Genomic DNA, 26547 nt, shown 5'->3' with positions numbered 1-26547 from the left:
CTCGAAGGACGAGGCGTTCGCACCGGCGGATCGCTTCACCGGCCGCTACCGCCGCCGCTCCGCCATCAGCCTCAGCCACGCCGCGGCATGAAACGCGCTCATCAAGAGATACATCGGCACCATCCCGCCGAGCAGGGAGCCTTGCCCGGCGCCGCACAGCATGTCCGCCGGCCCACCCCCGATCATGGCCGTCATCACGGCCATGATCGCGAAAGTCGGCGTGGCCGCCAGCGCCAGCCATTTGGCGAGGTGGCGCGCGGCCGCCACAGCGTCGGGGCTGGCGCCGGGGACCGCGCTGACCGGGCCGGTCATTTCCGTTCTCCCGCGGCCTCCTCGCGGAAGGCTTTCTCGCCGGCGTCCGAGATCTCCACCCATCGCTTGTCGGGCGCGGCGCCCTCCTCGTAGCTGTCGTGCCAGTTCCACCATTTGTAGGTCGGCGTCTGTGGATAGCCCGGAGGCGAGTCCTCCCACACCTCCTGGCGGCCGAGCGGGGTGATGTCGAGATAGTTCCAGGTCCCGCCCATCTGCTCGTCGCCGCGGCTCTTGACCAAATAGGTGCGGAAGATTCGCGTTCCGTCGCGGTAGAACACGTTGGTGCCGTGCCATTCGTCGACGCCGAAATCGGCATCGAAGCTGTCGGTGATGGTGACCCAGGGCATGGTCCAGCCCATCCGCTGCTTCAGCCTGACGATGTCGGCGTACGGCGCGCGCGACGCGAACACCAGCGTGGTGTCGCGGGCATTCAAGTGCGAGACATGGGCGACCTGGTCGGCCACCATGGAGCAGCCGCGGCAGGCGTGATCGGGCCAGCCGAACACACCGGGCTCGAAGAAGGCGCGATAAACGATCAGTTGCCGCCGGCCCTGGAACAGCTCGTGCAGACTGAGCTTGCCGCCGGGGCCCTCGAACGCATAGGTTTTGTCGACCGCCATCCATGGCATGCGGCGCCGCTCGGCGGCCAGGGCGTCGCGGGCACGGGTATGCGCCTTCTCCTTCACGAGCAGCTGCAGACGGGCCGCCTCCCAGTCCTGCGGAGACACCACCGGCGGTGTCTGCATGGCGGTCTTTCCGTTGGTTCCTGCTTTTTCTGCTGATGTCATCATGACTCTCCAAAGCTTTTGCTCGACGTCCTGCCAACGATTTCTGGCACCAAGCGGCCACGGTGCGGGAGTAACAAGTGTGGCGGGATTGACATGGAATCGCTGATCACTGCCGCTGCGCGCGCGTTAGAGGCCGGCGATCCGCTCGGGGCCCTGAACCGCGTCGCGCTGCGCAACGATGCGCCGTCGCTGGCGCTGCGCGGCATCGCGATGGCGCAGCTCGGCGATCTCGCCAAGGCCAAGTTGCTGCTGCGCACCGCCGCGCGCGCCTTCGGTCCGCGCGAGGCGGTGGCACGCGCAAGATGCCTGGTGGCCGAAGCCGAGATCGCGCTGGTCTCGCGCGATCTGAACTGGCCGGTGAAGACGCTCGCGGCGGCACGCGCGACGCTCGAACAGCACGGCGATCTCGTCAATGCCGCCCATGCAGGCCATGTCGAGGCCCGCCGCCTGCTTCTGGTCGGGCGCCTCGACGAGGCCGAGCGCACGCTCGCCGAAGTCCGTCCCGCCATGCTCCCGCCCGCGTCGCAGGTCGTCCGCGAGCTCGTGCTCGCCGGCATCGCCATCAGGCGGCTCAGAACGAACGACGCGCGCACGGCGCTCGGCCGCGCGGCTCACGCAGCGCGCCTTGCAGCCATTCCGGCGCTCGTGGCCGAGGTCGACAGCGCGAGCCTGATCCTCGACACGCCGGCAGCACGCCTGATCGCCCGCGGCAGCGAACATCCGCTGTTGCTGGGAGAGGTCGAACGTCTGGCGACCTCGACGGCGCTGGTCGTGGATACCTTTCATCACGTCGTGCGCAGGCAAGGCGTCGCGGTGTCGCTCGGAACGCGCCCCGTGCTGTTCGCGCTCGCGCGTCTCCTGGCCCAGGCATGGCCTGCGGATGTCTCGCGCGAGACGCTGATATCCGGCGCCTTTCGAGCCGGGCACGCCGACGAATCGCACCGCGCGCGCCTGCGCGTCGAGATCGGACGGCTCCGCACCAAGCTCGCGCCGCTGGCCGATATCAGCGCGACGAAGCAAGGCTTCGTGCTGGCGCCGCGGAAGACGCGCGACGTCCTCGTGCTGGCGCGGCCCGTTGAGGAGAGGCACGCCGCCGTCCTCGCCTTTCTTACCGACGGCGAGCCATGGTCGAGCTCGGCGCTCGCGCTTGCGCTTCGCATCAGTCCGCGCACCGTGCAGCGCGCGCTCGAGGACCTGGCGCGGTCGGGCAAGGTGCAGTCGTACGGACACGGACGGGCGCGCCGCTGGATGACGCCGCCCGTTCCGGGTTTCCCGACAGGCTTGTTACTCCCCACGCCGCTCCTGAAGACGTAGGATGCGCGTTAAGCACAGGGAGCAAGCACATGAAACGTTCAGCCGCCGAGATCGTCACGGAATATGGCCCCTTTCCAGGCGTCGAAGCCGTGCATGGCGTCACCTATGACGGCACGCGAGTCTGGTTCGCCTCCGGCGACAAGCTGAACGCGCTCGATCCGGCCGACGGCAGGATCGCGCGCTCCATCGACGTCGCCGCGCATGCGGGAACGGCGTTCGACGGACGGCACCTATTCCAGATCGCCGAGGACCGCATCCAGAAGATCGATGCGGCCTCGGGCAAGGTGCTCGGCACCATTCCGGCGCCCGGCGGCGGCGGCGATTCCGGCCTCGCCTGGGCCGAGGGCTCGCTCTGGGTCGGGCAATATCGCGAGCGCAAGATCCATCAAATTGACCCCGAAACGGGGAAGATCCTCCGCACCATCGAGAGCAAGCGCTTCGTGACCGGGGTGACCTGGGTGGACGGCGAGCTCTGGCACGGCACCTGGGAGAACGAACAGAGCGATTTGCGCCGGATCGACTCGGAAACGGGACAAGTGATCGAGCAGATCGACATGCCCGCCGGCACGATCGTGTCAGGCCTGGAATCGGACGGCGGTGACCGTTTCTTCTGCGGCGGCGGCAATCGCGGCAAGGTGAGAGCGGTCCGGCGCCCGCGGCAAAGCTAGTTCACGGTGAGCTGAGCGCTTAGCCTCGTCCTTCGAGACGACCGCTTCGCGGTCTCCTCAGGATGAGGCTAAGCAACATCGGCGCTCGCTGAAGCCAGCGCCGCACACACACGGTCCTCATCCTGAGGGCCCGCCAACGGCGGGCGTCTCGAAGGATGGCCGCAGTCGCAGATCTCACGCTGCGGTTTCGCCCCAATTCCACCCAACGGGTGCGCTCTAGCGCCCTCCTCGCCCGCCCTGTAGAATCCCCGTCGGGGCGACTTGGGGGATTGATGCATCTGACGTGGAATGTGAAGACTATCCTGATCGGTGTCGCGGTGCTCGCGGCGTCGTTCTTCATCAGCCTGAAGGCGATGGACTTACTGGCGCCGCGCGCGACAGATTCGGCGCCGCCGGTCGCTCAGTTGCCGCCGCTGCCGCCGGCCTCGAAGAGCTCCATCGTGATCGCGCCGGTCGCCATCGCGCTGTCGGCGATCCGCGAGCAGGCCGAGAGGGCCGCGCCGCGCAATTTCGCCGGCAAGGCCGACAACCCGATCTCGCAGATCCTGGAGAATGCCGATATCGGCTGGTCCGCCGTCCGGGGCCCGATGGCGGCAGCCGGCGACAAGGACGTGCTGACGATCTCGACCCCGCTCACCGGCAAGCTCAACGTGACCGGCTCGCTGTCGTCGAAGGCCACAGGCGCGCTTGGCGATGCGCTCGGCAGCGTGCTCGGCGGCGACGCCGCGAAGCGGATCGGCGCGGTCAACATCAAGAACCTGAACGCGAGCGCTGAGATCAAGGGCAACGTCGTCGTCACCTCGCGCCCGAAGCTCGCCGCCGCCTGGTATCTGGAGCCCAATCTCGGCGCCCAGGTCAATCTCGGCGACACCAACCTCAACGTCGCCGGCGCCAAGGTCAACGTGCCCGCGCAGGTCAAGCCGCTGATTGACAAGACCGTCGGCGAGCAGATCAACGCCGTCTCCGAGCGCATCCGCAACGATTCCTCGCTGCGCGAGAATGCCAAAGCGCAATGGATCAAGGCCTGCCGCTCGATCCCGCTGCAAGGATCTAGCGCCTCGGCGGCGCTGCCGCCGCTCTGGCTCGAGATGAAGCCGGTGCGCGCGATCGCGGCGCAGCCGCGCGTCGATGCGCAGGCCGTGACCTTGCTGCTCGGCCTCGAAGCCGAGACACGCGTGACCTCGACGCCGACCAAGCCGGACTGTCCGTTCCCCGACAAGATCTCGATCGTACCGCCGACCGGCACCGGCGTGAACATCGGCGTGCCGATCGACGTGCCCTTCACCGAGATCAACAAGCTGATCGCGGCGCAGATGGTCGGCCGCACCTATCCCGAGGACGGCTCCGGCCCGGTCGACGTCACCGTCAAGAGCGCCAACGTGATCCCCTCCGGCGACCAACTGCTGATTTCGCTTCTGGTGCGCGCCAAGGAAAAGAAGAGCTGGTTCGGCCTCGGCGCCGAGGCGAATGTGCACATCTGGGGCCGGCCGGTGCTCGACCAGGCGCAGCAGACGCTGCGGCTCACCGACATCCAGCTCGCGGTGGAATCCGAGGCCGCCTTCGGCCTGTTGGGTGCCGCCGCCCGCGCCGTCGTCCCGCAGATGCAGCAGGCGCTGCTGCAGAGGGCAACGCTCGATCTGAAGCCGATCGCCGCCAACGCCCGCGAGAAGATCGCCGCCGCAATCGCCGACTACCAGAAGAGCGAGGACGGCCTCAAGGTCGAGGCCAGGATCGAGAGCCTCACTCTCGCCGACATCGCCTTCGATTCCAAGACTCTGCGCGTGGTTGCGGAAGCCGGCGGCTCACTGAACGTATTCGTGACGAAGCTGTCGGGGATGTAGCGCGTCCCTACGAGTCGCAGGGCTATTGCATTTGGACCTTCACCAGAGGTCGTCATGCCCAGGCTTGTCCCGGGCATCCACGTTCTTTGTGCTGCGCGGCAAGGCGTGGATGGCCGAGGCAAGCCCGGCCATGACGATGTGGGGACTATCGTGCCAGACGTGCACTGTTCATATGCGATAGCCCCGCCACTCGCCGGACCTGCACAATTCCTCGTCGCTTGCGCCGCTGGCATTCTCGCTGCAGGATGCTAATCTCGCACGCGCATTGTAGGGGACAACGCGAGGACAACATGGAAGCCGGCATGGTCACGCCTGCGCCGGCGCTGGTGCGTTTTTCCGGCATTCAAAAGACCTATGATGGCAAGCATCTCGTGGTGAAGAACCTCGACCTCGACATCAGGAAGGGCGAATTCATCACCCTGCTCGGCCCGTCGGGATCGGGCAAGACGACCACGCTGATGATGCTGGCCGGCTTCGAGGTGCCGACCCATGGCGAGATCTACCTCAGCGAGCGGCCGATCAAGAACGTGCCGCCGCACAAGCGCGACATCGGCATGGTGTTCCAGAACTACGCGCTGTTTCCGCACCTGACGATCGCTGAAAACATCGCCTTCCCGCTGTCGGTGCGCAAGTCGAGCAAGGCGGAAACGCAAGAGCGCGTCAGCGCGGCGCTGCGCATGATCAAGATGGAAACTTTGGCGCACCGGCGGCCCGGGCAATTGTCCGGCGGTCAGCAGCAACGCGTGGCGCTGGCCCGCGCGCTGGTGTTCAATCCGCAGCTCGTGCTGATGGACGAGCCCCTGGGCGCACTGGACAAGCGTCTGCGGGAGCAGATGCAGCTGGAGATCAAGCAGCTGCACGAGACGATGGGCATCACGGTCGTCTATGTCACCCACGACCAGAGCGAAGCGCTCACGATGTCGGACCGCATCGCCGTATTCAACGACGGCATCGTGCAGCAGATCGACCGCCCCGACGCGCTGTATGAGCATCCCGTGAACAGCTTCGTCGCCCATTTCATCGGCGAGAACAATGTGCTCGCCGGCACCCTGGAAAGTGTCGAAAGGGATTATTGCCGCGTCGCGCTGGCCGGTGGCGGCACAGTCGCCGCACGGGCGGTCAACGTGTCAGGCGCAGGCGCATCGACCTCCCTGTCGGTGCGGCCGGAGCGTGTCGCAATAATTCCCAATGGCAATTCCAGTGAGGGACCGAACCGGCTGCCGGCAAAAGTGCAGAACACCATCTATCTCGGTGACCACGCGCTGGCCGTGCTGGATGTGGCCGGCAACGCCGAGTTCATGGTCAAGCTTCAGCCGGGAGCGCATCACGGCCTAAGACCTGGCGAAAGCGTGCTCATCACTTTCCGCCCGGAGGACTGCCTCGCCCTCGATCCCGTCTGATCTGCCGGCGACGAAACTGAACACTCGATGTCAACGCAACTCACATGAAGAAGGAACGAAGACCATGCTGAAGCGCAAGATTGCTCTGGGTTTCGCCGCGGCACTGGGCGCCAGTGCTGCGCTGGCCAATGTCGCGGAGGCGCGTGACCTCACCGTCGTCTCGTGGGGCGGTGCGTATCAGGAGGCCCAGAAGAAGGTCTATTTCGAGCCGTTCAAGAAAGCGTCCGGCATCGCGATGAACGACGAATCCTGGGACGGCGGCGTCGGCGTGCTGCGCGCCAAGGTGCAGGGAGGTGCCGCCACCTGGGACGTCGTCCAGGTCGAGAGCGATGAGCTCGCGGTCGGCTGTGAAGAGGGCCTGTTCGAGAAGCTGGACTATTCCAAGATCGGCGGCGAGGCCGCCTATATCCCGCCGTCGGTCAATCCTTGCGGCGTCGGCGCCATCCTCTACGATTTCGTGCTCGGCTACGACAAGGACAAGCTGAAGGAGGCCCCGAAAGGCTGGGCCGACTTCTTCGACACCAAGAAGATTCCGGGCAAGCGCGCGCTGCGCCAGGGCCCGAAGACCACGCTGGAGATCGCCCTCATGGCCGACGGCGTCGCACCGAAGGACGTCTACAAGGTGCTGGCGACCGACGAAGGCATCGAGCGCGCCTTCAAAAAGCTCGACACCATCAAGGGCGACCTCGTCTGGTGGAAGGCCGGCGCGCAGCCGCCGCAATTGCTCGCCTCCGGCGAGGTGGCGATGACCTCGGTCTACAATGGCCGCATCGACACCGCGAACAAAAACGAGAAGAAGAACTTTGGCATGGTGTGGGACGGCGCGCTGTTCACTCTCGACAGCTGGGTCATCCTGAAGGGGAGCCCGAACAAGGACGCGGCCTACAAGTTCCTGGACTTCGTCGGCAAGGCGGAGAACCAGTCCAAGCTGTCGGAGAACATTGCCTATGGCACTTCGAACAAGGATGCCGCCGGCCGGCTCGCGCCCGCCGTCCTGAAGGACCTGCCGACGGCGCCTGATAACATCAAGAACGCGGTCGAGATCAACGTGGCCTTCTGGCTCGAGAACATCGACCGCCTGACCGAGCGCTTCAACAAATGGGCCGCGAAATAGCAATCAATGACCAAAGCGCTTCTAACTGGCGCCAATGCGTCGACCGAGGTGCCGCTCAAACGCCGATTGCGGCGTGCGGAGCGGACACGCCAGGTCAAGGCATTGGCGCTGGTCCTGCCGCTTCTGCTGTTTCTGCTCTTCACCTTCGCAGGTCCCATCGCCGGCATGCTGTGGCGCTCGGTCGAGGACTGGGAGGTGCGTCAGGTCCTGCCGCAAACGGTCGCTGCTCTTGCCAGCTGGGACGGCAAGGACCTGCCGGATGAAAACGCCTATGCGGCGCTTGCAAGCGACATCCTGGCGGCGCGCGCCGCTGGCACCCTTGCGATTGCGGCCAAACGGCTCAACTACGCGCTGAACGGCTTCCGCACGATCCTGACCAGCACGGGACGCAATCTGAAGGCGGTGCCTGAGCCCGGTACGGCCAGGGAGACGCTGGGCAGGATCAACCCCGCCTGGCGCGAACGCGCCACCTGGACCACGATCAAGAACGCGAGCGGCCCGATCACCGGCTTCTACCTGCTTGCCTCGCTCGACCTGACGCGAAACGCGGACGGCGCGATCGTCGCCGCACCACCGGATCAGGCCATCTACCGCGACATTTTCCTCCGCACATTTCTCATCAGCCTCGGTGTCACGGCGCTCTGCCTGATCCTCGGCTTTCCGGTCGCTTACCTCCTGGCGACGCTGCCGCCCGGCCGGTCGAACCTCTTGATGATCTTCGTGCTGCTGCCGTTCTGGACGTCGCTCCTGGTTCGCACCTGCGCCTGGATCGTCCTGTTGCAGAGCAAGGGCGTCGTGAACGACAGTCTGCTCTGGCTCGGCATCATCGACGCGCCCTTGCGCCTGATCTACAACCGCTTCGGCGTCTGCGTTGCCATGACCCACGTTCTGCTGCCGTTCATGATCCTGCCGCTGTACAGCAGCATGAAGGCGATCTCGCCCGCTTACATGCGGGCCGCCGCCTCGCTCGGTGCGCCACCCCTCACCGCCTTCCTGCGGATCTACCTGCCGCAGACCCTGCCTGGCATCGGCGCGGGAAGCCTGCTCGTCTTCATCCTGGCGCTCGGCTACTACATCACGCCGGCCCTCGTCGGCGGCGCCGCCGACCAGATGATCAGCTACTTCATCGCCCTCTACACGACCGAGACGGCCAATTGGGGCCTTGCTTCGGCGCTGGGCGCGGTGCTGCTGCTGGCCACCGTTCTGCTCGCTCTCGTCTACGGCAAGCTGGTGCAGGGCCAGCAGGTCACGGGAGGGATGAAGAATTGAGCGACAATTCCTCCTTGCGCACCCCCAGCCAGCGCATCGCGTGGACCGCGACTATCGTTGTCTCCACGCTGGTTTTCATCTTCCTGATCGCGCCGATCCTCGCGATCATGCCGCTGTCCTTCAGTTCAAGCTCGTACCTCACCTATCCGCTGCCGGGTCTTTCCTTGCGCTGGTACGACGACTTCGTCAATTCGCCGCGCTGGATGAACTCGCTCAAGAACAGCATGATCATCGGCATCGCCTCGACGCTGTTGTCCATGGTCCTCGGCACGCTGGCCGCGCTGGGGCTGGCGCAGTGGAAGAGCCGGTTCAAGCCGCTCGTGCTGGCCTTCGTGCTGTCGCCGGTGGTCGTGCCCGGCGTCATCACCGCGGTCGGCCTGTACTTCTTCTTCGCGCCGATCGGCCTGACCGGCAGCTATCTCGGCCTGATCCTGGCCCACACCGCGCTGGCGACGCCCTTCGTGGTGATCACGGTCGGGGCGACTCTGCAGAGCTTCGACACCAACCTGGCGCGCGCCGCCGCCTCGCTCGGCGCCTCGCCAATCTACGCGTTCCGTCGCGTGATCCTGCCGCTGATCCTGCCGGGTCTGGCGTCTGGCGCCCTGTTCGCGTTTGCGACCAGCTTCGATGAGGTGGTGATCGTGCTGTTCATGGCGGGTCCCGAGCAGCGGACCCTGCCGCGCGAGATGTTCAGCGGCATCCGCGAGAACATCAGCCCGACCATCACGGCAGCGGCCGTGATCTTGACGACCGTCTCGGTCATCTTGCTTGCCACCCTGGAAGCCCTGCGGCGGCGTAATGAACGGCTGAAGGGCAGCGGGGGTTGAGGACGCAGGAGGTCGAAGCACGACAGCGCGCCCGGTGAAAACCAGGCGCGCTTCGTTCAGGCAGTTACGCGAGCCGCATTACTCCGCGTACTTGAACTGCGGCATGTTCTTCAGCTCGTCCTTGCTGGCATTGAACACGGCGTGGTCCGGATACCATTTTGACGCGGACGACGTCGATGCGGTCGCTGCGGGCCTGTCGGTACCGGTCGCAGCGCCGGTCGTCGTGCCAGCGGGCCGGGCGCCGGTGTTCGCGCCGGTGCCGGTATAGGCGACGGGCTCGTTGACGAATTTCAGCTTCTCGTAGGGCACGGCGACCAGATGCTCGCCCATGCCGAGGAAGCCGCCGACTCCGATCACGGCGATCTTGATGTCACCGTTCTTGTCCATCAGCAGGTCGTTGATCGTGCCGATGTTCTCGTTGGCCTCATTGTAGACCTTCAGGCCGTCCATCTTCGAGGTGCGCCACTGGCCGGAAGCCGTCGTGGTCGTTGCGGTGGCCGCAGGGGCCGCCTTGTCGGTGGTGGCGGCGGGCGGCGTTTGCGCGATTGCGACGGTCGCAAGTAGCGCGGTACCGGCGAGGCCGGTGACGATCGATTTCATCAACATGGTTGTCCTCTCCTTCACAGAAAACTCGTGCGGAGAAAACCGCTCTGATCGGGCGCAGTTCCGTGCGTGCCGCAATTTCGTCGCGCCATGCGCGAACTGTTCCTGCGTCACTCAGGAACATTTTGCGATGCACGGTTCCCCCCGACGATCGTGCGCATTGGGGCAAGGCAGGACCGCGGCGAGGACCGCGCCGACCCGGCGTCGCCGAGGTCAGCTCTTGTAGTCGATTAGGAGCGCGTCCGCGCCTTGTCACCAATCTCGCGCGCGCCTTTCCCGGGCTCGGCATTGAGATGCTGGCGCCCGGCACGGCCGATCTCGCGGAGAGCGACAGCCTGCATCTGCGCTGGATGCGCCGCCATCTCGGCCGCGCCTACAAGACCGGACGGCTGGCGTCAGGCAGCATCGAGCCCCGTATCGGCGTGCAATTGCCCGACGGCACCGTGATCGCGGGCCATGTCGATGGCGCCCCGCGGCCGTTGTTCTCTGGCGCGCCCTGGCTGATGAGCGCCTTCATCTGCGTCACCGTGCTCGGCCTGTGGGCGGCGCGCGCGCTGACGAGGCCGCTGTCGTCCTTCGCCGCGGCGGCGGAGAATTTCAGCCTCGACGGCGCCGCCGAGCCGCTGCCCGAGCCGCGGCCCGGAGGAGATCCGCGCGGTGGCGCGCGCGCTCAACCGCATGCACGAGCGGATCGTGCGGTTGATGTCGGACCGCACGCGGATGCTGGCCGCCATCAGCCACGATTTGCGCACGCCGATCACGCGGCTGCGCCTGCGCGCCGAGTTCATCGAGGACGAGAGCAACCGCAAGCGCATGCTGATGGATCTAGACCAGATGCGCGCGATGCTGGAATCGGTGCTGTCGCTCTTGCGCGACGACCGCAAGGTCGAGGCGGTGACGCTGGTCGACATCGCCAGCACGCTGCAGCTCGTCGCCAATCAGTTCGGCGATATGGGCCACCTCGTGCATTATGTCGGGCCGGCGTCCGCGACCGCCGCCGCGCGCCCCGACGATCTGCATCGCGGCGTCACCAAGCTGGTCGTGCGGATGAAATTGCCGGTCTCGCAGGCGCCGCGCCGCCTGATCAAGCCGCGAGCGGCGGGTGCTCGATGGCCTCGTGCGGGAAGATCGCCACCGCCTCGAAGCGATAGTTGCAGGCGTGGCAGGTCCAGAGATAAGAGACGCGGCCTTCGCCCGGCTCGATCCAGTCAGGAAACGGGATCGGTGTGCCACATTGTGCGCAAGGGTTCTGCTTGGGAATGTCGTCGATGTCTGCAGGATTCATGGACGTCCTCCCGAGTGCTGGTTTTGAGTAGCGATTGTTGGGCGAATGCGCGAAATGGACAGACCCGCTGTCGCGTAAGGCGCTCTACCAGGTCCGAGCTTAACCCAGGTTTGAGTCGCAAAAGCGACGAGCCGGCAAAAATTGCCGCTGGTGACATTTCGCCACATCATCGCCGTGTTCCCACGGCCTAACGCGCTGGGTGCGGGTCCGTTCTGCCGAGGAATACTTCGATGAAAATCTTACGAATTGTCGCGCTGCTCGCGGCCGGATTGACGTTGCCGCAGGCAGCTTTCGCCGGGCAAGCCGAATATGCCGAGATGGTCGCCGCCCATGCCCGCGCCAACGGCGTGCCGGAAGCGCTGGTGCATCGCGTCATCATGCGCGAAAGCCGCTATCAGCCGCATGTGGTCGGTCGCGGCGGCACCATCGGGCTGATGCAGATCAAGCTCGCGACCGCCCGCGGGGTCGGCTACACCGGCGATGCCGCCGGCCTGCGCGATCCCAACACCAACCTCACTTATGCGGTGAAGTACCTCGCCGGCGCCTACCGCGCCGCCAATGGCGATCACGCGCGAGCCGTGCGTTATTTCGCGGGCGGCTATTACTACGCTGCAAAGCGCCAGCGGCAGGAGGCCGTCCAGGTCGCGAGTATGGGCGACACCATGGGCCAGGGCACTATGGGCCAACCTTGGCTCGAGCCGAACGGCAATCCGCAGCCGATGTTCGCCGCGCCGGCGCAGAGGAAGCTCGCCCAGCGCGTCCGCAACGCGCGGGCGCAGGCATTAAAGTAGCCTTCGTGTCCCGGACGAGACGCAACGCGCGAGCGTTGCGTCGCAGAGCCGGGACCCAGCCCCTACACAACAATGGGCCCCGGCTCAGCGCTGCGTCCGGGGCACGGTCGGGTTCCGCGCCAACACGCGTTGACCACCCCGTCCCGCTGGCATACATTACCACCGTTCCGAGGGGTGCTCCGAGGAGGAGCTGAGATACCGCTAAATGGGCAATACCGCCCAGGACCGCGGTGACCCTTTGAACCTGATCCGGGTCATGCCGGCGAAGGGACAGGGATGTTGCAGACCATCAAGCGACCGGATTCACCGGTATCCATCATCGGCGCAGGCATCGCGGGCGCCTGGCAGGCGCTGCTATTCGCGCAGGCCGGTCACGCCGTCACCTTGCACGAGCGCGGTGACGAGGCGATGACGGATGCCACCAGCCATTGGGCCGGCGGCATGCTCGCGCCCTATTGCGAGGCCGAAGTCGCCGAGCCCATCATCAGCCGTCTGGGGCTGCGCTCGCTCGATCTCTGGCGGCGCGAGCTGCCCGACACGCCGTTCAACGGCTCGCTGGTCGTCGCCCATCCGCGCGAGCGCAACGATTTCGAGCGGTTTGCGCGCATGACCGAGCATCACCGCCGGCTCGATGCCGCCGGCCTTGCCGCGCTCGAGCCGTCGCTGGAGGGCCGCTTCCGCGATGCGCTGTTCTTCCCCGCCGAGGGCCATGTCGAGCCGCGCCGCGTGCTGCCGCAGCTGCACGAGCGCATCAAGGCTGCCGGCGGCACCATCAAGTTCTGCAGCGACGTCACTGCGAACGAGCTTGACGGCATCGTCATCGACTGCCGCGGCCTTGGTGCCCGCGACGAGCAGAGCGAGCTTCGCGGCGTCAAGGGCGAGATGATCCTGATCGAGACGGACGAGGTGCAGCTGGCGCGCCCGGTGCGGCTGATCCACCCGCGCTGGCCGCTCTACGTGATCCCGCGCGAGAACGGCCTGTTCATGCTGGGCGCGACCTCGATCGAGGCGGAAGACACCGGCGTCAGCGTCCGCTCCGCGCTGGAGCTCTTGGGCGCGGCCTACACCGTGCACCCGGCGTTCGGCGAGGCCCGTATCGTCGAGTTCGGCTCGGGGCTTCGGCCCGCCTTTCCCGACAATTTGCCGCGCATCGGCATTCGCGATCGCAAGATCAGCGTCAACGGCCTCTACCGCCACGGCTTCCTGATCGCGCCGGCGCTCGCCGAGCTGACGCTCGCCTATGTCGAGCGCGGCCAGATCGACAACGAGGTAATGCAATGCGCCTGATCGTCAACGGTGAGCCGCGCGAGGTCAGCGCAGCCAGCGTCGACGCGCTGCTCGCCGAGCTCGACTACGAAGGCAGCCATTTCGCCATCGCGCTGAACTACGACGTCGTGCCGAAGAGCCGCTGGGCCGAGACGCAGCTCAAGGCCGGCGACGAGATCGAGATCATCACGCCGCGGCAGGGAGGGTGAGGTGATGGCTGTCTATTTGTCCCACCGGCGCATTCCCTACACCCCACTGTCATCGCCCGGCTTGACCGGGCGATCCAGTACCCCGCGGCTTCACGGTTCCAGCCGCGCTGCTGCGGCGTACTGGATCCCCGCCTTCGCGGGGATGACTCCTGCACTTGCGGAGACACCTGCCACATGGTGACCTTCTACGGCAAAACCTTCGCCTCCCGCCTGCTGATCGGCAGCGCGCTCTATCCCTCGCCTGCGATCATGCAAGGCGCGATCCGCGCCTCCGGCGCCAACATCGTCACGGTCTCGCTGCGGCGCGAATCCGCCGGCGGCAAGACCGGCGATGCGTTCTGGAAGCTGATCCGCGAGCTCGACGTCACCGTGCTGCCGAACACCGCGGGATGCCGCACCGTACGCGAGGCGGTGACCACCGCAAAACTCGCGCGCGAATTGTTCGGCACAAGCTGGATCAAGCTCGAAGTGATCGCCGACAACGACACGCTGCAGCCCGACGTCGTCGGTCTCGTCGAAGCCGCCGGCATCCTGATCAAGGACGGTTTTGAAGTCTTTCCCTATTGCACGGAGGATCTCTCGGTCGCGAGCCGCCTGGTCGAAACTGGGTGCAAGGTGGTGATGCCGTGGGCCGCGCCGATTGGCAGCGCCAAGGGCATCACCAACCGCGATGCGCTAAAACTGCTGCGCGAGCGGCTGCCCGACATCACGCTGGTGGTCGACGCTGGCTTAGGGGCGCCTTCCCACGCCGCGCAGGCGTTCGAGCTCGGCTATGATGCCGTGCTGCTCAACACCGCCATCGCCAAAGCCGCCGATCCCGTCGCAATGGCGAACGCCTTCCGCCTCGGCTGCGAGGCCGGCCGCACCGCTTACGAGGCCGGGCTGATGAACGCCCGCGATTTCGCTTCGCCCTCCACCCCTGTCGTTGGGACCCCGTTCTGGCATGCCGTATCCTGATCGCTTCTATCCCGTCGTCGACAGCCTCGCCTGGGTCGAGCGCCTGACAAAACTCGGCGTCGGCACCATCCAGCTGCGCGCCAAGGACCTCGACGACTCGCAGGCGCTGCAGATCGTCTCCGACGCGCTGGCGATCACCAAGGGCACGCAGGCCAAGCTGGTCGTGAACGATTATTGGCGCGCCGCGATCGTCGCCGGCGCAGAATATCTGCATCTCGGCCAGGAGGACCTGGCCGAGGCCGACCTCGGCGCGATCCGCGAGGCCGGCCTCAAGCTCGGCATCTCCACCCATGACGACGCCGAGCTTGCGACCGCGCTGGCCGCCAAGCCTGACTACGTCGCGCTCGGTCCGATCTTCTTCACCACGCTCAAATCGATGCGCTTCGAGCCGCAAGGCATTCCCAAAATCACCGAATGGAAAAAGCGCATTGGCACCATCCCGCTGGTCGCGATCGGCGGCATCAAGTTCGAGCAAGCCGCGGAGATCTTCGCCGCCGGCGCGGATTCGATTGCTGTTGTCTCCGACGTCACCCAAAACCCCGATCCCGATGCCCGCGTGCGGCAATGGCTTGGTCTGAAGGAGGCGGCGTGATGCGCACGCTTTCCCCACACCCTCAACTGTCATCGCCCGGCTTGACCGGGCGATCCAGTACGCCGCGGCCTCTCGGCTCCAGCCGCACCGCCTCGGAGTACTGGATCCCCGCCTTCGCGGGGATGACACCGGAATTTGCCTCTCGCGTAGCGAAACTAACGAATTAAACCGGAGGATCCCATGAACATCCGCTCCAATCCCGAAAAAACCGTTCCCGCCGTCACCACCGGCCCGCTGCCCTCCTCGCGAAAAATCTTCGCAACGCCCGACGCCGCGCCTGATATCCGCGTGCCCTTGCGCGAGATCATTCTCTCCGAAGGCGCCGGCGAGCCGAACCTGCCGGTCTACGACACCTCCGGCCCCTACACCGATCCCTCCGTCACCATCGACGTCAACGCCGGCTTGGCGCGCGACCGCAAGCAATGGGTGTTGGAGCGCGGCGGCGTCGAGGAATATGAGGGCCGCCAGATCAAGCCGGAGGACAATGGCAGCGTCTCCACCGACAAGGCCGCGCGCGCCTTCTCGGCCTATCACAAGCCGCTGCGCGGCCTCGACGGTCACAAGGTGACCCAGCTCGAATTCGCCCGCGCCGGCATCATCACCAAGGAGATGATCTACGTCGCCGAACGCGAGAATCTCGGCCGCAAGCAGCAGCTCGAGCGCGCCGAAGCCGCGCTCGCCGACGGCGAGAGCTTTGGCGCCTCGGTGCCCGCCTTCATCACCCCCGAGTTCGTCCGCGACGAGATCGCGCGCGGCCGCGCCATCATTCCCTCCAACATCAACCATTCCGAGCTCGAGCCGATGATCATCGGCCGCAACTTCCTGACCAAGATCAACGCCAATATCGGCAACTCGGCGGTGACCTCGTCGGTCGAGGAGGAGGTCGAGAAGATGGTGTGGGCGATCCGCTGGGGCGCCGACACCGTGATGGACCTCTCCACGGGGCGCAACATCCACACCACGCGCGAATGGATCCTGCGCAACTCGCCGGTGCCGATCGGCACCGTTCCCATTTATCAGGCGCTGGAGAAGTGCAACGGCGATCCGGTCAAGCTGACCTGGGAGCTCTACAAGGACACCCTGATCGAGCAGTGCGAGCAGGGCGTCGACTATTTCACCATCCACGCCGGCGTGCGCCTGCAATACATCCACCTCACCGCGAGCCGCGTCACCGGCATCGTCAGCCGCGGCGGCTCGATCATGGCGAAGTGGTGCCTCGCGCATCACAAGGAAAGCTTCCTCTACACGCATTTTGACGAGATCTGCGACCTCATGCGCAAATATGACGTCTCGTTCTCGCTCGGCGACGGCCTGCGCCCCGGCTCGATCGCGGACGCGAATGACCGTGCACAGTTCGCCGAGCTGGAGACGCTCGGTGAGCTCACCAAGATCGCATGGGACAAGGGCTGCCAGGTCATGATCGAAGGCCCCGGCCACGTGCCGATGCACAAGATCAAGATCAACATGGACAAGCAGCTGAAGGAGTGCGGCGAGGCGCCGTTCTACACGTTGGGGCCGCTGACCACCGACATCGCGCCGGGCTACGACCACATTACGTCGGGCATCGGCGCCGCCATGATCGGCTGGTTCGGCTGCGCCATGCTCTGCTACGTCACGCCGAAGGAGCATCTCGGCCTCCCTGATCGCAACGACGTCAAGACCGGCGTCATCACCTACAAGATCGCCGCCCACGCCGCCGACCTCGCCAAGGGCCACCCCGCCGCGCAACTGCGCGACGACGCCCTCTCCCGCGCGAGGTTCGAATTCCGCTGGACCGACCAGTTCAACCTCGGCCTCGATCCCGACACCGCGAAAAACTTCCACGACGAGACCCTGCCGAAGGAAGCCCACAAGGTCGCCCATTTCTGCTCGATGTGCGGCCCAAAATTCTGCTCGATGAAGATCACGCAGGACGTGCGCGACTACGCGGCGACGCTGAACGATCCGAACAGCGTGGGGATGTCGATGAGCGGGACGGCCGAGGACGGCATGGCCAAGATGAGCGCGAAGTTCAAGGAGATGGGCGAGAGCTTGTATCTGGATGCGGAGAAGGTGAAGGAGAGCAATCGGGTGTTGTGAGAGAGTTCTCCTCGTCATGCCCGGGCTTGACCCGGGCATCCATCCGAAAAAGAGGAGCCGGGCAGACAGCCCGGCTTTTTCTTCGAAACTCGCTTTAAGAAATCCTCTTCTTCAATAACGGCTGGTCCTCTTTGACCGCGGGCAAACATTCCACTTCCCAAGGGAAGCGCCGATTGACGTCCTGCCAGATGACCTGCAGACAGGGGAATGCACGCCGCGATTTCCAGTAGAACCAGATCGCCGTGCCGAGATATTCGGGATAGGCCGCGAACGGCACTTCCCAGAAGCCGAGCTTGTAGCCGTTCTCCAGCAAATCATCGGAGATATCGCCATCGACGAATTTATGGCCGGATTGCACTCGGTCACGGACAAGGTTGATGATGGCCTGCGCCCTTTCGGCTCTCTGGCCGAAAATGATGAGTTCGGGATGACCATAGTTCAGATGCAGACCAATTGAAAATGCAAACGGTGGATTTGCATCTGGTATGCCCGTGATATGGCAGCCGTGATTGCGGACGTTGCGCAAAATGACTTTATCGGCTTCGTGCTCGGGCTCGGGCCATTCGAACTGATCTTGCATTTTCAACCCAGATGAAACAAGCGCAGCCAGGACGAGCGTAGCGACATCCGGGGTCTTTGTCGCTAGCATATCGCTGACGCTCCTGCCGGCTACAACTCCACGGATAAGTGATTTTGTCCGATAGCAAGCTCCACCGCCTCCCCGACCTCCTCCGCCCCAACCTCCGCCTCGTCTTCGTCGGCACCGCCGCCTCGACGCGCTCGGCGGAGCTCGGGCACTACTACGCCCATCCCGGCAACCGCTTCTGGCGCGCGATCCATGAGGCCGGGATCACGCCGCGGCGCTATCAGCCGGGCGAGTTTGCTTCGCTGATCGAGCTCGGGATCGGCTTCACTGATCTCTGCAAGACGGGCGCCGGGATGGATCACCAGATCGCGGCGGAGACGATCGACGTGCCGGGCTTTCGGGCGAAGATGGACAAGTACCGACCGCGGACGATTGCGTTCACGAGCAAGAAGGCGGCGAGCTTGTTTTACGGCAGACCGTCAGCTGCGATTGCGTTGGGACGGCAGGCGCGGGATGAAAACCTACCGGGAATTTTTGTGCTGCCGTCGCCGTCGGGTGCGGCGTCCGGGCATTGGACGATTGAGCCGTGGCGCGAGCTGGCGGCGTGGATCGCCGCGTAGGGTGGGCAAAGGCGCTCTTGCGCCGTGCCCACGATCTTTCCATGGGTCCGGCAGGACGGTGGGCACGGCGCGCGAAGAGCGCCTTTGCCCACCCTACGGGACCTTGCTCTCGTGTCCCGGGCAAGCGTAGCGCAGACCCGGGACCCAGAAGCCCCGGCGCGCGTTCGCCATGGGCCCCGGCTCTGCAGCGCATCACGCCGCACTGGACGATGCTTCGCATCGTCAGGGGCGCGCTGCGCTGCGTCCGGGGCACGCCACCACCGATATTTCGCACAGTGTCTGTCGGAAAACCGCATCGTCGTTCGTCCTCTGGAAACGATCACCCCGGAGCCCCAGATGCCTCCCACCATCACCGCCTTCGAATCCTCCCCCGACCGCGGCAAGGGCCACGCGCGCGACATGCGGGTGCGCTGGGCGCTGGAAGAGGTCGGCCAGACCTACGACGTCCGCCTTCTCTCCTTCGCCGCGATGAAGCAGCCGGCGCATCGTGCGCTGCATCCGTTCGGGCAGATCCCGACCTATGAGGATGGCGATCTCACCCTGTTCGAGTCCGGGGCGATCGTGCTGCACATCGCCGAGCGCCATGACGGCTTGCTGCCGAAGGATGCGAACGCGAGGAGCCGCGCGATCGCGTGGATGTTCGCTGCGCTGAACACGGTGGAGCCGCCGATCGTCGAGCTCACCATGGCGATGCTGTTCGAGCGCGACAGGAGCTGGTACGCCGAGCGCCTGCCCGGCTTGCAGGAGCGCGTGCGCACCAGGCTCGGCGAATTGTTCCGCCGCCTCGGCAAGGCCGACTGGCTCGACGGCGCCTTCAGCACCGGCGATCTCATGATGGTGACGGTGCTGCGGCGGCTGAACAAATCAGGCCTGCTCGAGGAATTCCCCGATATCGCCGCCTATGTCGCACGCGGCGAGGCGCGGCCGGCGTTCCGGCGCGCGTTCGAGGCGCAGCTTGCGGTGTTCACGGCGGCGTCGCGTTCGTAAGCGGGTTAGCCGCTTCAGCTCAGCTGGGCCAGTTCGCGGGCGAGGTTCGCGCGGGCTTGCCGATCGAAAGTCGCGGCGAACACCGGGTCGGGAAAGATGACCTCGCGTGCCGCGAAACGGCGCAGCACGCGGGCGCGGCCGGCGCGATAGTCGTCCTCGGCGACATGGCTGAACTCCCGACGGATCGCGGCGGCATAGGCGTCGTAGCGGGCGTTATCGGCGCCGAGAATGCTGAGGTCGATCGAGATCAGGATCGCCCCGAGACGGTCGCCCGGGGGAACGTCGTGCGTTTTGGTCAGCCGGATCAGGCGGCCGACCTCCTGGCGAAGCTCGGCGCGGACGTGCTGCTCGGCGAGCTCCGCGCTGCGTTCCTCGTTGTCCGTTCGCGTCGGATCGTAGACGACGTCGTGCCACCAGATCGCTTCCGACAGCGTCTCGCGCTCGGCGGCCGAAAGACCCTCGGCGCGCGCGAGCACCGCCAGGCAATGCTCGATATGCGCGAGATTGTGATAGTGGCGGCCGGGCGCCGCATAGGCAGCGACCAATTCGTCGCGGGTCATGGGCGAGGTCTCACGTTGTCGATCTTGTCCTTGTTGATGGCCATCGTGATCTCCCGGACCAGGGGATTGCGGTCATCCTATTGCGCAAAAGGCAGTTCGCAAATGGCGCTCTGACGTAAGCGATATCCGGGAGCCCCTTCCCGCATGTCGCTGCGCTCATGCGGGCTACAAGGATTGCATCCGTTTCCACTCCCTAGCATGCTGGCCTCCGCCACCCCGGAGGAGCCCGCCCATGCTGACCCTCTACTCCTACCCAGAGCTCTTCGGCGTCGCCGACAACAACGGCTACGGCCTCAAGGTCTACGCCTTCCTCAAGCTCGCGGGCGTGCCGTTCGTGCATGAGCACGTCTTCGATGCCTCGGCCGCGCCGCGCGGGCAGCTGCCTTACATCGTCGACGACGGCGAGATCATCGGCGACAGCGAGACCATCATCGCGCATGCGATCGCGAAATATCGCCTCACGATCGACGCCGGCCTGTCAGCGGAGCAGCGCCGCACCAACCATCTCGTCACGCGCATGCTGGACGATCTCTACTGGGTGATGTCCTATTCGCGCTGGAAGGACGAGCGCTTTTATCCGGCGTTCCGCGACGCCTTCATCGCGCAGCATCCGCAGATCGACCCGGCCGGCTTCGAGAAGGCCAAGGCCTACAACGCGCAGCGCTATCATTTCCAGGGCATCGGCCGCTACACGCCCGAGCAGGCCTATGCCCGGGGGCTCGCCGATCTGAAGGTGCTGGCGGACATCGTGCCGGCGCAAGGCTTCGTGCACAGCGCGGCGCCGACGAGCGTTGATGCCGGCATCTACGGCTTCATCGCCAACATCTATTTCTTTCCGATCGCGACCCCATTGAAGGCCTTCGTCGATGCGCACGCAAACCTCGTCGCGCATTGCGAGCGGGTGCATGCGATGGTCGGGAAATCGTAGGGTGGGCAAAGCGAAGCGTGCCCACCAACCTTTGCGTATGGCACCAAGACCGATGGTGGGCACGGCGCTTCTCGCGCCTTTGCCCACCCTACGGCACCGTCTTTTACCGCATCGTGATCGCGAGCCCGCTGAGATCCGCATTCGCCATCAGGCCGACCTGGTGACCCGTCAGCTCCAGCACCGCGCCCTTCTGGTTGGTCAGCACGATGGCGCGGGCGCCGCGGCCGACCGCGAGGCCGGCACCGGCGGCGCCGTAGACGCCGGCGACATCAGAGGGGCGGTTGATGTTGGAGACGCGGCCGCGCAGCACGGTCTTGGAGCCCCCGAACACCAGGCCGTAGTCGAGGCCGCCGGTGGAGAGCCCGTACGAGCGGCCGCGGAAGTTCAGCACGCCCGAGCCGCCCGAGCCGCCGATGATCCAGCCCGCCTTGTAGATCGTCAGCGTCACGAAGCCGCTGTCGGCCTGCGCCGTCGTCGAGAGGCCAGCCAGGGCGACGATGGCGACGCACGCGGCGCGGAGGGTGGATGCGAGCTTCATGGGGGTCTCCGGGGGCTGCTTTTTAAAAGGAGGATTCGAATCAGACGGAGCGAATGTACCTGATCGATCGGGGCGGCAACATGATCGGCGGGCGTTTCCGCAAACAAGGAGGCGGCGAGACTCGCGGAAGGTCCTCATGCTCCGTCATTGCGAGCGCAGCGACTTGTCCGCCGAAGCCTTGGCGAAGGCGGAAGCAATCCAGAATCGCTCCGCGGCGGCAGTCTGGATTGCTTCGTCGCAAGGACTCCTCGCAATGACGGGGTGAATGGCCTGCTCTCTCACCACGCGCAGGCCGCACGCGGGGAGAGGCGAAGACCACCATCGCCAGCATGCCATACTACCCCTGTTTTGCCCGACGGAGCAAACGCGCACTTCCGCAATCCCGAATTTCCGAAAACCCCAACGATCTCCGCACTATCCCTACTGTGCATGGGGTTGTTTTCGCACTTTGTGTTTTGAGAAGCCCGCGCCAGCCGCTACGCTCCTGCCTCAGCCACGTCCCGAGGTGATCCCATGCCGATCCAGCATTTCGCGCCCCCGCCGCACGTCAAGGCGCCGCCGCTGTCCTTTGCGACGCGGGTTGGCGACCTCCTGTTCGTCTCCGGCATTCCCGGCTTCGATGCCAATGGCGCGCTGCCCGACGGCTTCGAGGCGCAGTTCGCCAATGTCGTCGTCAACATCAAGCGCGTGCTGGGCGAGGCCGGCGCCGGCATGCATGATCTCGTCAAGGTCAACGTGCTCCTGACCCGCGCCTCGGACGTCGCCGCGATGAACGCGCTCTATGCCGGCGCCTTCGGCCCGCCGCCCTACCCGGCGCGCACCACATGCGTGGTGCAGGCGCTGCCCGATCCGAAGATGCTGATCGAAATCGAGGCGGTCGCTTCGCTGGCCAAGTAGGCGCCGAGTCAGCTGCGTGTGACCTATCGGGCACGCGTCCAAACCAAATACGTTGGGCACGGCTGACATGTCCGTGAATGGCGGCTCCCCGGCTTGCAAAGAACCTGCTTTTACCGCACGAATTTTTTCGGTCCCATGTCCCACCACCCATGTCCCACCAGGAGATACTTCATGCGTCGCCTTCTCGCGCTCAGTGCCGTTGCCGGCATCGCTAGTTCCGTGTTCGCCGTGCCCGCCTCCGCGAAGGTCGGCTATTACGTGATCCGCTGGGACAACACCGGCATCTGCCAGGTCTGGAACGAGGACCTGCAGTACAAGCCGTTCCAGTTCGGTGTCTCGACCTACAAGGTCGTCAGCAAGCCGTTCCCGACCTTCCAGCAAGCCTCGGACCTGCAGATCAAGATGCGCGCCGAGCGGAAGTGCACGCTCTGAGCCGGACGCGAGAATAGCGTTTGAAGGGCGGGTCGCGCGGGCGATCCGCCCTTTTGCTTTGCGGTGGCCTGACGCGTTTCCCCGGCCGCCATCAGACCTGTCCCGCGCACATTCTTTGAACCTCTTCGGCGGGTGGAACTACTCACATCTTGTCCGGGGCGCATGCCAAGCGCGTCCCGCACCACCCCTCCCCGTCATTGTCGGGAGGCGCATCACATCATTCATTTGAGGAGCTGATCATGCGTCGTATTTCCATGCTGTGCGCTGCCGCCGGTCTTGCCGTCACCGCGTTCGTCGCCGCGAGCCCGGCCGAAGCCAGCTATCATCTGATCCGCTGGCAGGACACCGGCTTCTGCCAGATCTGGGACGAGAGCATCCCGACCACGCCGTGGCCGGCCGGCTATCACCGCGCCAGCGCCAGCGTGCCGACCTTCGTCGATGCGCTCGCGGTGAAGGACGCCGCGCTCAAGAGCGGTAGCTGCAAGTGGTAAGGTAATCGATCGGCGGACGAAGAACCGGGCAAGGACGCGAGCGTCCTTGCCCGGTTTGCTTTTCGAAGGCCCGTGACGCTCACGCGTCCTTGTGCGCGCCGGGATGGATCAGGATGTCGCGCGCGGCGGCGAGGTCGATAAAGGCTTCGGCGCTGCCGCCCTGGTCGGGATGCAAGCCCTTGGCGGCACGGCGATAGGCCTGGTTGATGTCCTCGCAAGTGAGCTGCACCGCGAGCGGCAGGCCGAGCACCTTGCGGGCGCGATCCTCGCTGGAAAGCTTCTTCGGCGCGGCGTTGCGGCGGCCGAAGCGCGGCGCGGTCAGATCGTGCACGACCTCGAGCACCACGCCGAGACGGCGCTGCGCCGCCAGCGTCACGCTATGATCGTCATTGTCGACGGCCTGGCGCAGCACCGGCAGCGCCTGCTCGGCAGCCTGGCGCAGCGTGACGTCGCTGCTCATCCGCGCGATCTCGGCCACCAGCCGGCCGGCCTCGGCCCAATCCGGCGCTTGCGCGGACCGCCCGCGTTCCAGAGCGAGTTTCCAGGTTTCGAGCCGTTCCATCATGCGCGCAACGTTTAGCAATCAGGATCAGTATGCCAAGGCCGCCGTTTCCGACCCCTTAATTTCGCGTTAGCGTTTCGAGAAACTTCGAAACGAAAACGGGAGGAAACTGCCATGGCGCTGCTCGCAAACCACATCGCCGTCGTCACCGGCGCCGGTTCCGGAATCGGCCGGGCGATCGCCGCCGGCTATGCGCGGGAGGGGGCGCAGGTCGTGCTGCTCGACGTCAACGCCGAGACGGTGGCGGAGACGGCGCAGGAGATCCGGACAGCGGGCGGCAAGGCCGAGAGCTTTGCGCTCGACGTTGTCAGGCGCGAGGATTGCTTCGCGCTCGCCAGGCAGATCGCGGACAAGATCGGGCAGGTCTCGATCCTCGTCAACAATGCCGGCATCACCCGCCGCAACGCCTTCACCGCGGAGACCGAGACGGTGGCGAAGGACTGGAACGACATCATCTCGCTCAATCTGAACGGCGTCTTCAACGTGACGCAGGCGTTCCTCGCGCCCTTGCGCGCCAGCAAAGGCCGCATCGTCAACATCGGCTCGATCCAGTCCTTCGTGCATCTGCGCACGCCGAGCTCGGCGGCCTACACCACCTCGAAACACGGCGTGCTCGGCTTCACCAAGGCGCTCGCGGTCGAGCTCGGCAAGGAAGGCGTGCGCGTCAACGCGATCGGCCCCGGCTTCATCGAGACCAACCTCAACGCCAATGCGCGCGCGACCAATCCGGCGCTGGTGCAGGCCTTCATCGATCACACCCCGCTGGCGCGCACCGGCAAGCCCGAGGACATCGTCGGTCCCGCGGTGTTCCTCGCCTCCGACCTGTCGGCCTATGTCACCGGAACCATCGTGATGGTGGACGGCGGCTATCGCACGGTGTGAGGGATGCGAGGCTCGCACCAATCGCGGCGGCATCTGGGCATTCTCAAGATCAATTCGGTGCAGCCCCTCCAATTAACCTTTCATTAACCAAACGCGACCACCGTAGATTCACGGCTTGGGGGTCGTTGGTTCTCGATCCGCTTCCGACGATGGAAGCGGGCGTTGATCGGGAGGTGTGTTGATGACCACTGTTCATGTCGCCGCGTCCGGGCCGGACGCACAATTCCTTGCCCCGAATCAGATCGTTCCGCTTCTGATCGGCGCCACCGTCGACGAGGTCGAGCGTGAGCTCGTGCTCCAGACGCTGGCGCGCTGCGACGGCAACCGCACGCGCGCCTCGCGCGTGCTCGGCCTTTCCGTGCGCACGCTGCGCAACAAGATCAGGCTCTATGCCGCCTCCGGCATCGACGTGCCCGCCTGTCAGGATTAGCGCACGACATCAGTCGGACAGCGACGACGCGCTGCGCAGCCACGCGCGATGAGGCGGCCGCTCGCGCCGCCGATTGATGTTGATCAAGCCTGGCACGATGCGCGGGCAGAATTGCTGCTGTCGTCAAACGCCGCTAAGTAGCTTGCTCCAGGTGAAGGGAGCGGTGGCGTGGCAGACGACCAGGGACGACGGCCGGGGCCTCAGGGGCCTCGCGGGCGGCAAGGCGAGCCGGGACGGCCGGGGCCACAGGGCCATCCGGGCCGGCGCGGCCCCGACGGCGCACGCGGCAAGCCCGGGCCGCAGGGCAAGCCGGGCCCGGTCGGAAAGGCCGGACCGCCCGGCAAGCCCGGTCCGCAAGGCAAACAGGGCGAAGCCGGTCCGCGTGGGCCAGCCGGCGCTGCCGGGCCGCAGGGACCGGCGGGGCCGCAAGGCCCGCGCGGCGAGCCGGGTCCGCCCGGCCAATTGCCGTCGATCGAGCAGGTGCTGCCCTGGCTTGACCAGCTCTTCGACGCCTGGGACGAACGCCGCCGCCAGCGCGAGCGCGAAGCCGCTGAGCGCGAAGCGCTCGAAGCCGCCGTCCAGGAGACCGACGAGGCAACCGTCGATGACGAGGGCGATGACGTCGACGATCACCGGAAGAAAAAGAAAAAGAAGAAGCAGGGCAAGGATAGCCGACGGGTCTAGTCGGGCCGATCCTCGCGCCGCGGCAGCATGCCCATGCGCTCGAACTGCCAGCGCATGGCGCGATACCAGAGATAGCCGACCGCCGCGCCGCACAGGGCGAGGATGATCACATTCGCGCTCGAGAACGAGCCGCTCCACCACATCATCCACGCGGTCCACAGCAGCGTGAAGACGATGGCACCTGCTTTCAAAGGAAGAAGGGGGTGGCTCATGTCGTGCTCCGGGCGATCAAAACCCCGGCCGCCATCATCGCAAGCTGAGGCAGCAGATACCGTGAGCCAGATCACGGAGCACGCTGCCTGAGCTCACGCACCGAAGCGCAGCCGCGAACGCTCTTTCGCCTTTTCCGCCTCAACCTCGCGGTCGCGCGCCGGCGCATTGGTATGCAGCGAGGTCAGGAGTTTTCGCGCCGCCTCGGAGACCTCGGCCACCGCACGCTCGAACGCCACCTCGTTGGCCTGCGACGGCTTGTTGAAACCCGACAGCTTTCGCACGAATTGCAGCGCGCTGGCGTGGATCTCATCCTCCGTCGCCGGCGGCTCGAAGTTGAACAGCGTCTTGATGTTGCGGCACATGCACTTTCTCCCGGCGTTTTCCTGAAGACGAAGGTCCGAGCCGAAATCCTACATCCCCCT

At 65.6% G+C, this 26547-nt stretch carries 32 protein-coding genes, 1 pseudogene and 1 riboswitch; of the genes and pseudogenes, 23 read left to right on the top strand and 10 right to left on the bottom strand.

What is annotated here, in order from left to right; all coding sequences use genetic code 11:
- Window positions 1–45 precede the first annotated feature (45 nt).
- Window positions 46–312: a hypothetical protein gene (locus ACVWYQ_RS34210; RefSeq protein ID WP_404543117.1), complete on the bottom strand. Its 267-nt coding sequence runs from the start codon at window positions 310–312 to the stop codon at window positions 46–48.
- Window positions 309–1103 (bottom strand): DUF899 domain-containing protein, encoded by a 795-nt coding sequence (locus tag ACVWYQ_RS34205; RefSeq protein ID WP_157281604.1) that lies wholly within the window; start codon window positions 1101–1103, stop codon window positions 309–311. The genes ACVWYQ_RS34210 and ACVWYQ_RS34205 overlap by 4 nt, the downstream gene beginning before the upstream one ends.
- A gap of 90 nt (window positions 1104–1193) precedes the next feature.
- Here ACVWYQ_RS34205 and ACVWYQ_RS34200 point away from each other — a divergent pair, with 90 nt between their 5' ends.
- The 7 genes from ACVWYQ_RS34200 (at window position 1194) to ACVWYQ_RS34170 (ending at window position 9533) form a co-directional block, all read left to right on the top strand.
- Window positions 1194–2414 carry a helix-turn-helix domain-containing protein gene (locus tag ACVWYQ_RS34200; protein WP_404543119.1) on the top strand — a complete coding sequence of 407 codons (1221 nt, stop codon included), beginning with the start codon at window positions 1194–1196 and terminating at the stop codon, window positions 2412–2414.
- Between the two features lie 29 nt (window positions 2415–2443).
- The gene (locus tag ACVWYQ_RS34195) at window positions 2444–3082 is read left to right on the top strand and encodes a Vgb family protein (protein ID WP_404543120.1); all 639 of its coding nucleotides are present in this window, start codon (window positions 2444–2446) and stop codon (window positions 3080–3082) included.
- Window positions 3083–3354: 272 nt separating this feature from the next.
- On the top strand, window positions 3355–4923 hold the full coding sequence (locus ACVWYQ_RS34190; protein WP_456727235.1) for a DUF4403 family protein: 1569 nt from the start codon (window positions 3355–3357) through the stop codon (window positions 4921–4923).
- A gap of 290 nt (window positions 4924–5213) precedes the next feature.
- Complete coding sequence (locus ACVWYQ_RS34185; RefSeq protein ID WP_456727005.1) at window positions 5214–6323, top strand: ABC transporter ATP-binding protein; 1110 nt, start codon at window positions 5214–5216, stop codon at window positions 6321–6323.
- Between the two features lie 64 nt (window positions 6324–6387).
- The gene (locus ACVWYQ_RS34180; RefSeq protein WP_036038424.1) at window positions 6388–7437 is read left to right on the top strand and encodes an ABC transporter substrate-binding protein; all 1050 of its coding nucleotides are present in this window, start codon (window positions 6388–6390) and stop codon (window positions 7435–7437) included.
- Window positions 7438–7443: 6 nt separating this feature from the next.
- Complete coding sequence (locus ACVWYQ_RS34175; RefSeq protein WP_456727004.1) at window positions 7444–8706, top strand: ABC transporter permease; 1263 nt, start codon at window positions 7444–7446, stop codon at window positions 8704–8706.
- Complete coding sequence (locus tag ACVWYQ_RS34170) at window positions 8703–9533, top strand: ABC transporter permease (protein WP_404543128.1); 831 nt, start codon at window positions 8703–8705, stop codon at window positions 9531–9533. Before ACVWYQ_RS34175 ends, ACVWYQ_RS34170 begins: the two co-directional genes overlap by 4 nt.
- 78 nt (window positions 9534–9611) lie before the next feature.
- Here ACVWYQ_RS34170 and ACVWYQ_RS34165 read toward each other — a convergent pair whose 3' ends face one another.
- Window positions 9612–10139 carry a PRC-barrel domain-containing protein gene (locus ACVWYQ_RS34165; protein ID WP_036013268.1) on the bottom strand — a complete coding sequence of 176 codons (528 nt, stop codon included), beginning with the start codon at window positions 10137–10139 and terminating at the stop codon, window positions 9612–9614.
- A 233-nt stretch (window positions 10140–10372) separates the two neighbouring features.
- Here ACVWYQ_RS34165 and ACVWYQ_RS34160 point away from each other — a divergent pair.
- Window positions 10373–11177: pseudogene (locus tag ACVWYQ_RS34160) on the top strand (histidine kinase dimerization/phospho-acceptor domain-containing protein); the annotation flags it as partial.
- Between the two features lie 43 nt (window positions 11178–11220).
- Here the strand turns inward: ACVWYQ_RS34160 and ACVWYQ_RS34155 are convergent.
- Window positions 11221–11421: a hypothetical protein gene (locus ACVWYQ_RS34155; protein WP_157281619.1), complete on the bottom strand. Its 201-nt coding sequence runs from the start codon at window positions 11419–11421 to the stop codon at window positions 11221–11223.
- 230 nt (window positions 11422–11651) lie between these two features.
- On the opposite strand from ACVWYQ_RS34155, the gene ACVWYQ_RS34150 reads away from it, so the two are divergent.
- The 6 genes from ACVWYQ_RS34150 (at window position 11652) to thiC (ending at window position 17315) form a co-directional block, all read left to right on the top strand.
- Window positions 11652–12212 carry a lytic transglycosylase domain-containing protein gene (locus ACVWYQ_RS34150; protein ID WP_157281621.1) on the top strand — a complete coding sequence of 187 codons (561 nt, stop codon included), beginning with the start codon at window positions 11652–11654 and terminating at the stop codon, window positions 12210–12212.
- 160 nt (window positions 12213–12372) lie between these two features.
- A riboswitch (TPP riboswitch) is annotated at window positions 12373–12501 on the top strand.
- On the top strand, window positions 12489–13499 hold the full coding sequence (locus ACVWYQ_RS34145; RefSeq protein ID WP_404543131.1) for an FAD-dependent oxidoreductase: 1011 nt from the start codon (window positions 12489–12491) through the stop codon (window positions 13497–13499). It overlaps the preceding riboswitch by 13 nt.
- Window positions 13490–13687, top strand: a complete 198-nt coding sequence (gene thiS / locus ACVWYQ_RS34140) for a sulfur carrier protein ThiS (protein ID WP_157281625.1) — start codon at window positions 13490–13492, stop codon at window positions 13685–13687. Before ACVWYQ_RS34145 ends, thiS begins: the two co-directional genes overlap by 10 nt.
- A 174-nt stretch (window positions 13688–13861) precedes the next feature.
- Entirely contained in the window at window positions 13862–14644 is a 783-nt protein-coding gene (locus ACVWYQ_RS34135) for a thiazole synthase (RefSeq protein ID WP_036028480.1), read from the top strand.
- Window positions 14631–15236 (top strand): thiamine phosphate synthase, encoded by a 606-nt coding sequence (locus tag ACVWYQ_RS34130; protein ID WP_404543134.1) that lies wholly within the window; start codon window positions 14631–14633, stop codon window positions 15234–15236. Before ACVWYQ_RS34135 ends, ACVWYQ_RS34130 begins: the two co-directional genes overlap by 14 nt.
- 180 nt (window positions 15237–15416) lie before the next feature.
- The gene (gene thiC / locus ACVWYQ_RS34125) at window positions 15417–17315 is read left to right on the top strand and encodes a phosphomethylpyrimidine synthase ThiC (RefSeq protein ID WP_404543136.1); all 1899 of its coding nucleotides are present in this window, start codon (window positions 15417–15419) and stop codon (window positions 17313–17315) included.
- A 94-nt stretch (window positions 17316–17409) separates the two neighbouring features.
- Here thiC and ACVWYQ_RS34120 read toward each other — a convergent pair whose 3' ends face one another.
- Window positions 17410–17964, bottom strand: a complete 555-nt coding sequence (locus ACVWYQ_RS34120) for a DUF4262 domain-containing protein (protein ID WP_271542761.1) — start codon at window positions 17962–17964, stop codon at window positions 17410–17412.
- Window positions 17965–18008: 44 nt separating this feature from the next.
- Here ACVWYQ_RS34120 and ACVWYQ_RS34115 point away from each other — a divergent pair, with 44 nt between their 5' ends.
- Both ACVWYQ_RS34115 and ACVWYQ_RS34110 read left to right on the top strand, forming a co-directional pair.
- Window positions 18009–18521: a mismatch-specific DNA-glycosylase gene (locus ACVWYQ_RS34115; protein ID WP_271542763.1), complete on the top strand. Its 513-nt coding sequence runs from the start codon at window positions 18009–18011 to the stop codon at window positions 18519–18521.
- 336 nt (window positions 18522–18857) lie between these two features.
- The gene (locus ACVWYQ_RS34110; RefSeq protein ID WP_456727003.1) at window positions 18858–19508 is read left to right on the top strand and encodes a glutathione S-transferase family protein; all 651 of its coding nucleotides are present in this window, start codon (window positions 18858–18860) and stop codon (window positions 19506–19508) included.
- 14 nt (window positions 19509–19522) lie between these two features.
- Here the strand turns inward: ACVWYQ_RS34110 and ACVWYQ_RS34105 are convergent, their stop codons facing one another.
- Window positions 19523–20068 carry an HD domain-containing protein gene (locus ACVWYQ_RS34105; protein ID WP_404543140.1) on the bottom strand — a complete coding sequence of 182 codons (546 nt, stop codon included), beginning with the start codon at window positions 20066–20068 and terminating at the stop codon, window positions 19523–19525.
- A gap of 232 nt (window positions 20069–20300) precedes the next feature.
- Between ACVWYQ_RS34105 and ACVWYQ_RS34100 the strand changes: the two genes are divergently transcribed.
- Entirely contained in the window at window positions 20301–20996 is a 696-nt protein-coding gene (locus ACVWYQ_RS34100) for a glutathione S-transferase family protein (protein ID WP_404543142.1), read from the top strand.
- Between the two features lie 103 nt (window positions 20997–21099).
- Here the strand turns inward: ACVWYQ_RS34100 and ACVWYQ_RS34095 are convergent, their stop codons facing one another.
- The gene (locus ACVWYQ_RS34095; protein ID WP_157281643.1) at window positions 21100–21534 is read right to left on the bottom strand and encodes a hypothetical protein; all 435 of its coding nucleotides are present in this window, start codon (window positions 21532–21534) and stop codon (window positions 21100–21102) included.
- A 513-nt stretch (window positions 21535–22047) separates the two neighbouring features.
- Between ACVWYQ_RS34095 and ACVWYQ_RS34090 the strand changes: the two genes are divergently transcribed.
- The 3 genes from ACVWYQ_RS34090 (at window position 22048) to ACVWYQ_RS34080 (ending at window position 23354) form a co-directional block, all read left to right on the top strand.
- Window positions 22048–22431, top strand: coding sequence for a RidA family protein (locus ACVWYQ_RS34090; protein WP_157281647.1), 384 nt, complete (start codon window positions 22048–22050; stop codon window positions 22429–22431).
- 171 nt (window positions 22432–22602) lie between these two features.
- Window positions 22603–22863: a hypothetical protein gene (locus ACVWYQ_RS34085; protein WP_057026969.1), complete on the top strand. Its 261-nt coding sequence runs from the start codon at window positions 22603–22605 to the stop codon at window positions 22861–22863.
- Between the two features lie 239 nt (window positions 22864–23102).
- The gene (locus ACVWYQ_RS34080; RefSeq protein ID WP_271542772.1) at window positions 23103–23354 is read left to right on the top strand and encodes a hypothetical protein; all 252 of its coding nucleotides are present in this window, start codon (window positions 23103–23105) and stop codon (window positions 23352–23354) included.
- A 79-nt stretch (window positions 23355–23433) separates the two neighbouring features.
- Here the strand turns inward: ACVWYQ_RS34080 and ACVWYQ_RS34075 are convergent, their stop codons facing one another.
- Entirely contained in the window at window positions 23434–23919 is a 486-nt protein-coding gene (locus ACVWYQ_RS34075) for a J domain-containing protein (RefSeq protein WP_456727002.1), read from the bottom strand.
- 111 nt (window positions 23920–24030) lie between these two features.
- Here ACVWYQ_RS34075 and ACVWYQ_RS34070 point away from each other — a divergent pair, with 111 nt between their 5' ends.
- From ACVWYQ_RS34070 to ACVWYQ_RS34060, 3 genes are all read left to right on the top strand, one after another.
- The gene (locus ACVWYQ_RS34070; protein ID WP_271542776.1) at window positions 24031–24798 is read left to right on the top strand and encodes an SDR family NAD(P)-dependent oxidoreductase; all 768 of its coding nucleotides are present in this window, start codon (window positions 24031–24033) and stop codon (window positions 24796–24798) included.
- A 181-nt stretch (window positions 24799–24979) separates the two neighbouring features.
- Complete coding sequence (locus tag ACVWYQ_RS34065; RefSeq protein WP_157281651.1) at window positions 24980–25228, top strand: helix-turn-helix domain-containing protein; 249 nt, start codon at window positions 24980–24982, stop codon at window positions 25226–25228.
- Window positions 25229–25396: 168 nt separating this feature from the next.
- A complete protein-coding gene (locus ACVWYQ_RS34060; RefSeq protein ID WP_404543145.1) occupies window positions 25397–25912 on the top strand; it encodes a collagen-like protein in 516 nt (171 codons plus the stop codon).
- On the opposite strand, the gene ACVWYQ_RS34055 is transcribed toward ACVWYQ_RS34060, so the two are convergent.
- Window positions 25909–26124 carry a hypothetical protein gene (locus ACVWYQ_RS34055; protein ID WP_157281653.1) on the bottom strand — a complete coding sequence of 72 codons (216 nt, stop codon included), beginning with the start codon at window positions 26122–26124 and terminating at the stop codon, window positions 25909–25911. The two genes, ACVWYQ_RS34060 and ACVWYQ_RS34055, sit on opposite strands and share 4 nt — an antisense overlap.
- 93 nt (window positions 26125–26217) lie before the next feature.
- Complete coding sequence (locus ACVWYQ_RS34050; protein WP_157281655.1) at window positions 26218–26487, bottom strand: DUF2277 domain-containing protein; 270 nt, start codon at window positions 26485–26487, stop codon at window positions 26218–26220.
- Window positions 26488–26547: the final 60 nt, after the last annotated feature.

This window comes from Bradyrhizobium sp. USDA 3397, assembly GCF_054060965.1.
The sequence above is the reverse complement of the archived record's forward strand: the minus strand, read 5'-3'. Positions and strand labels throughout refer to the sequence as shown.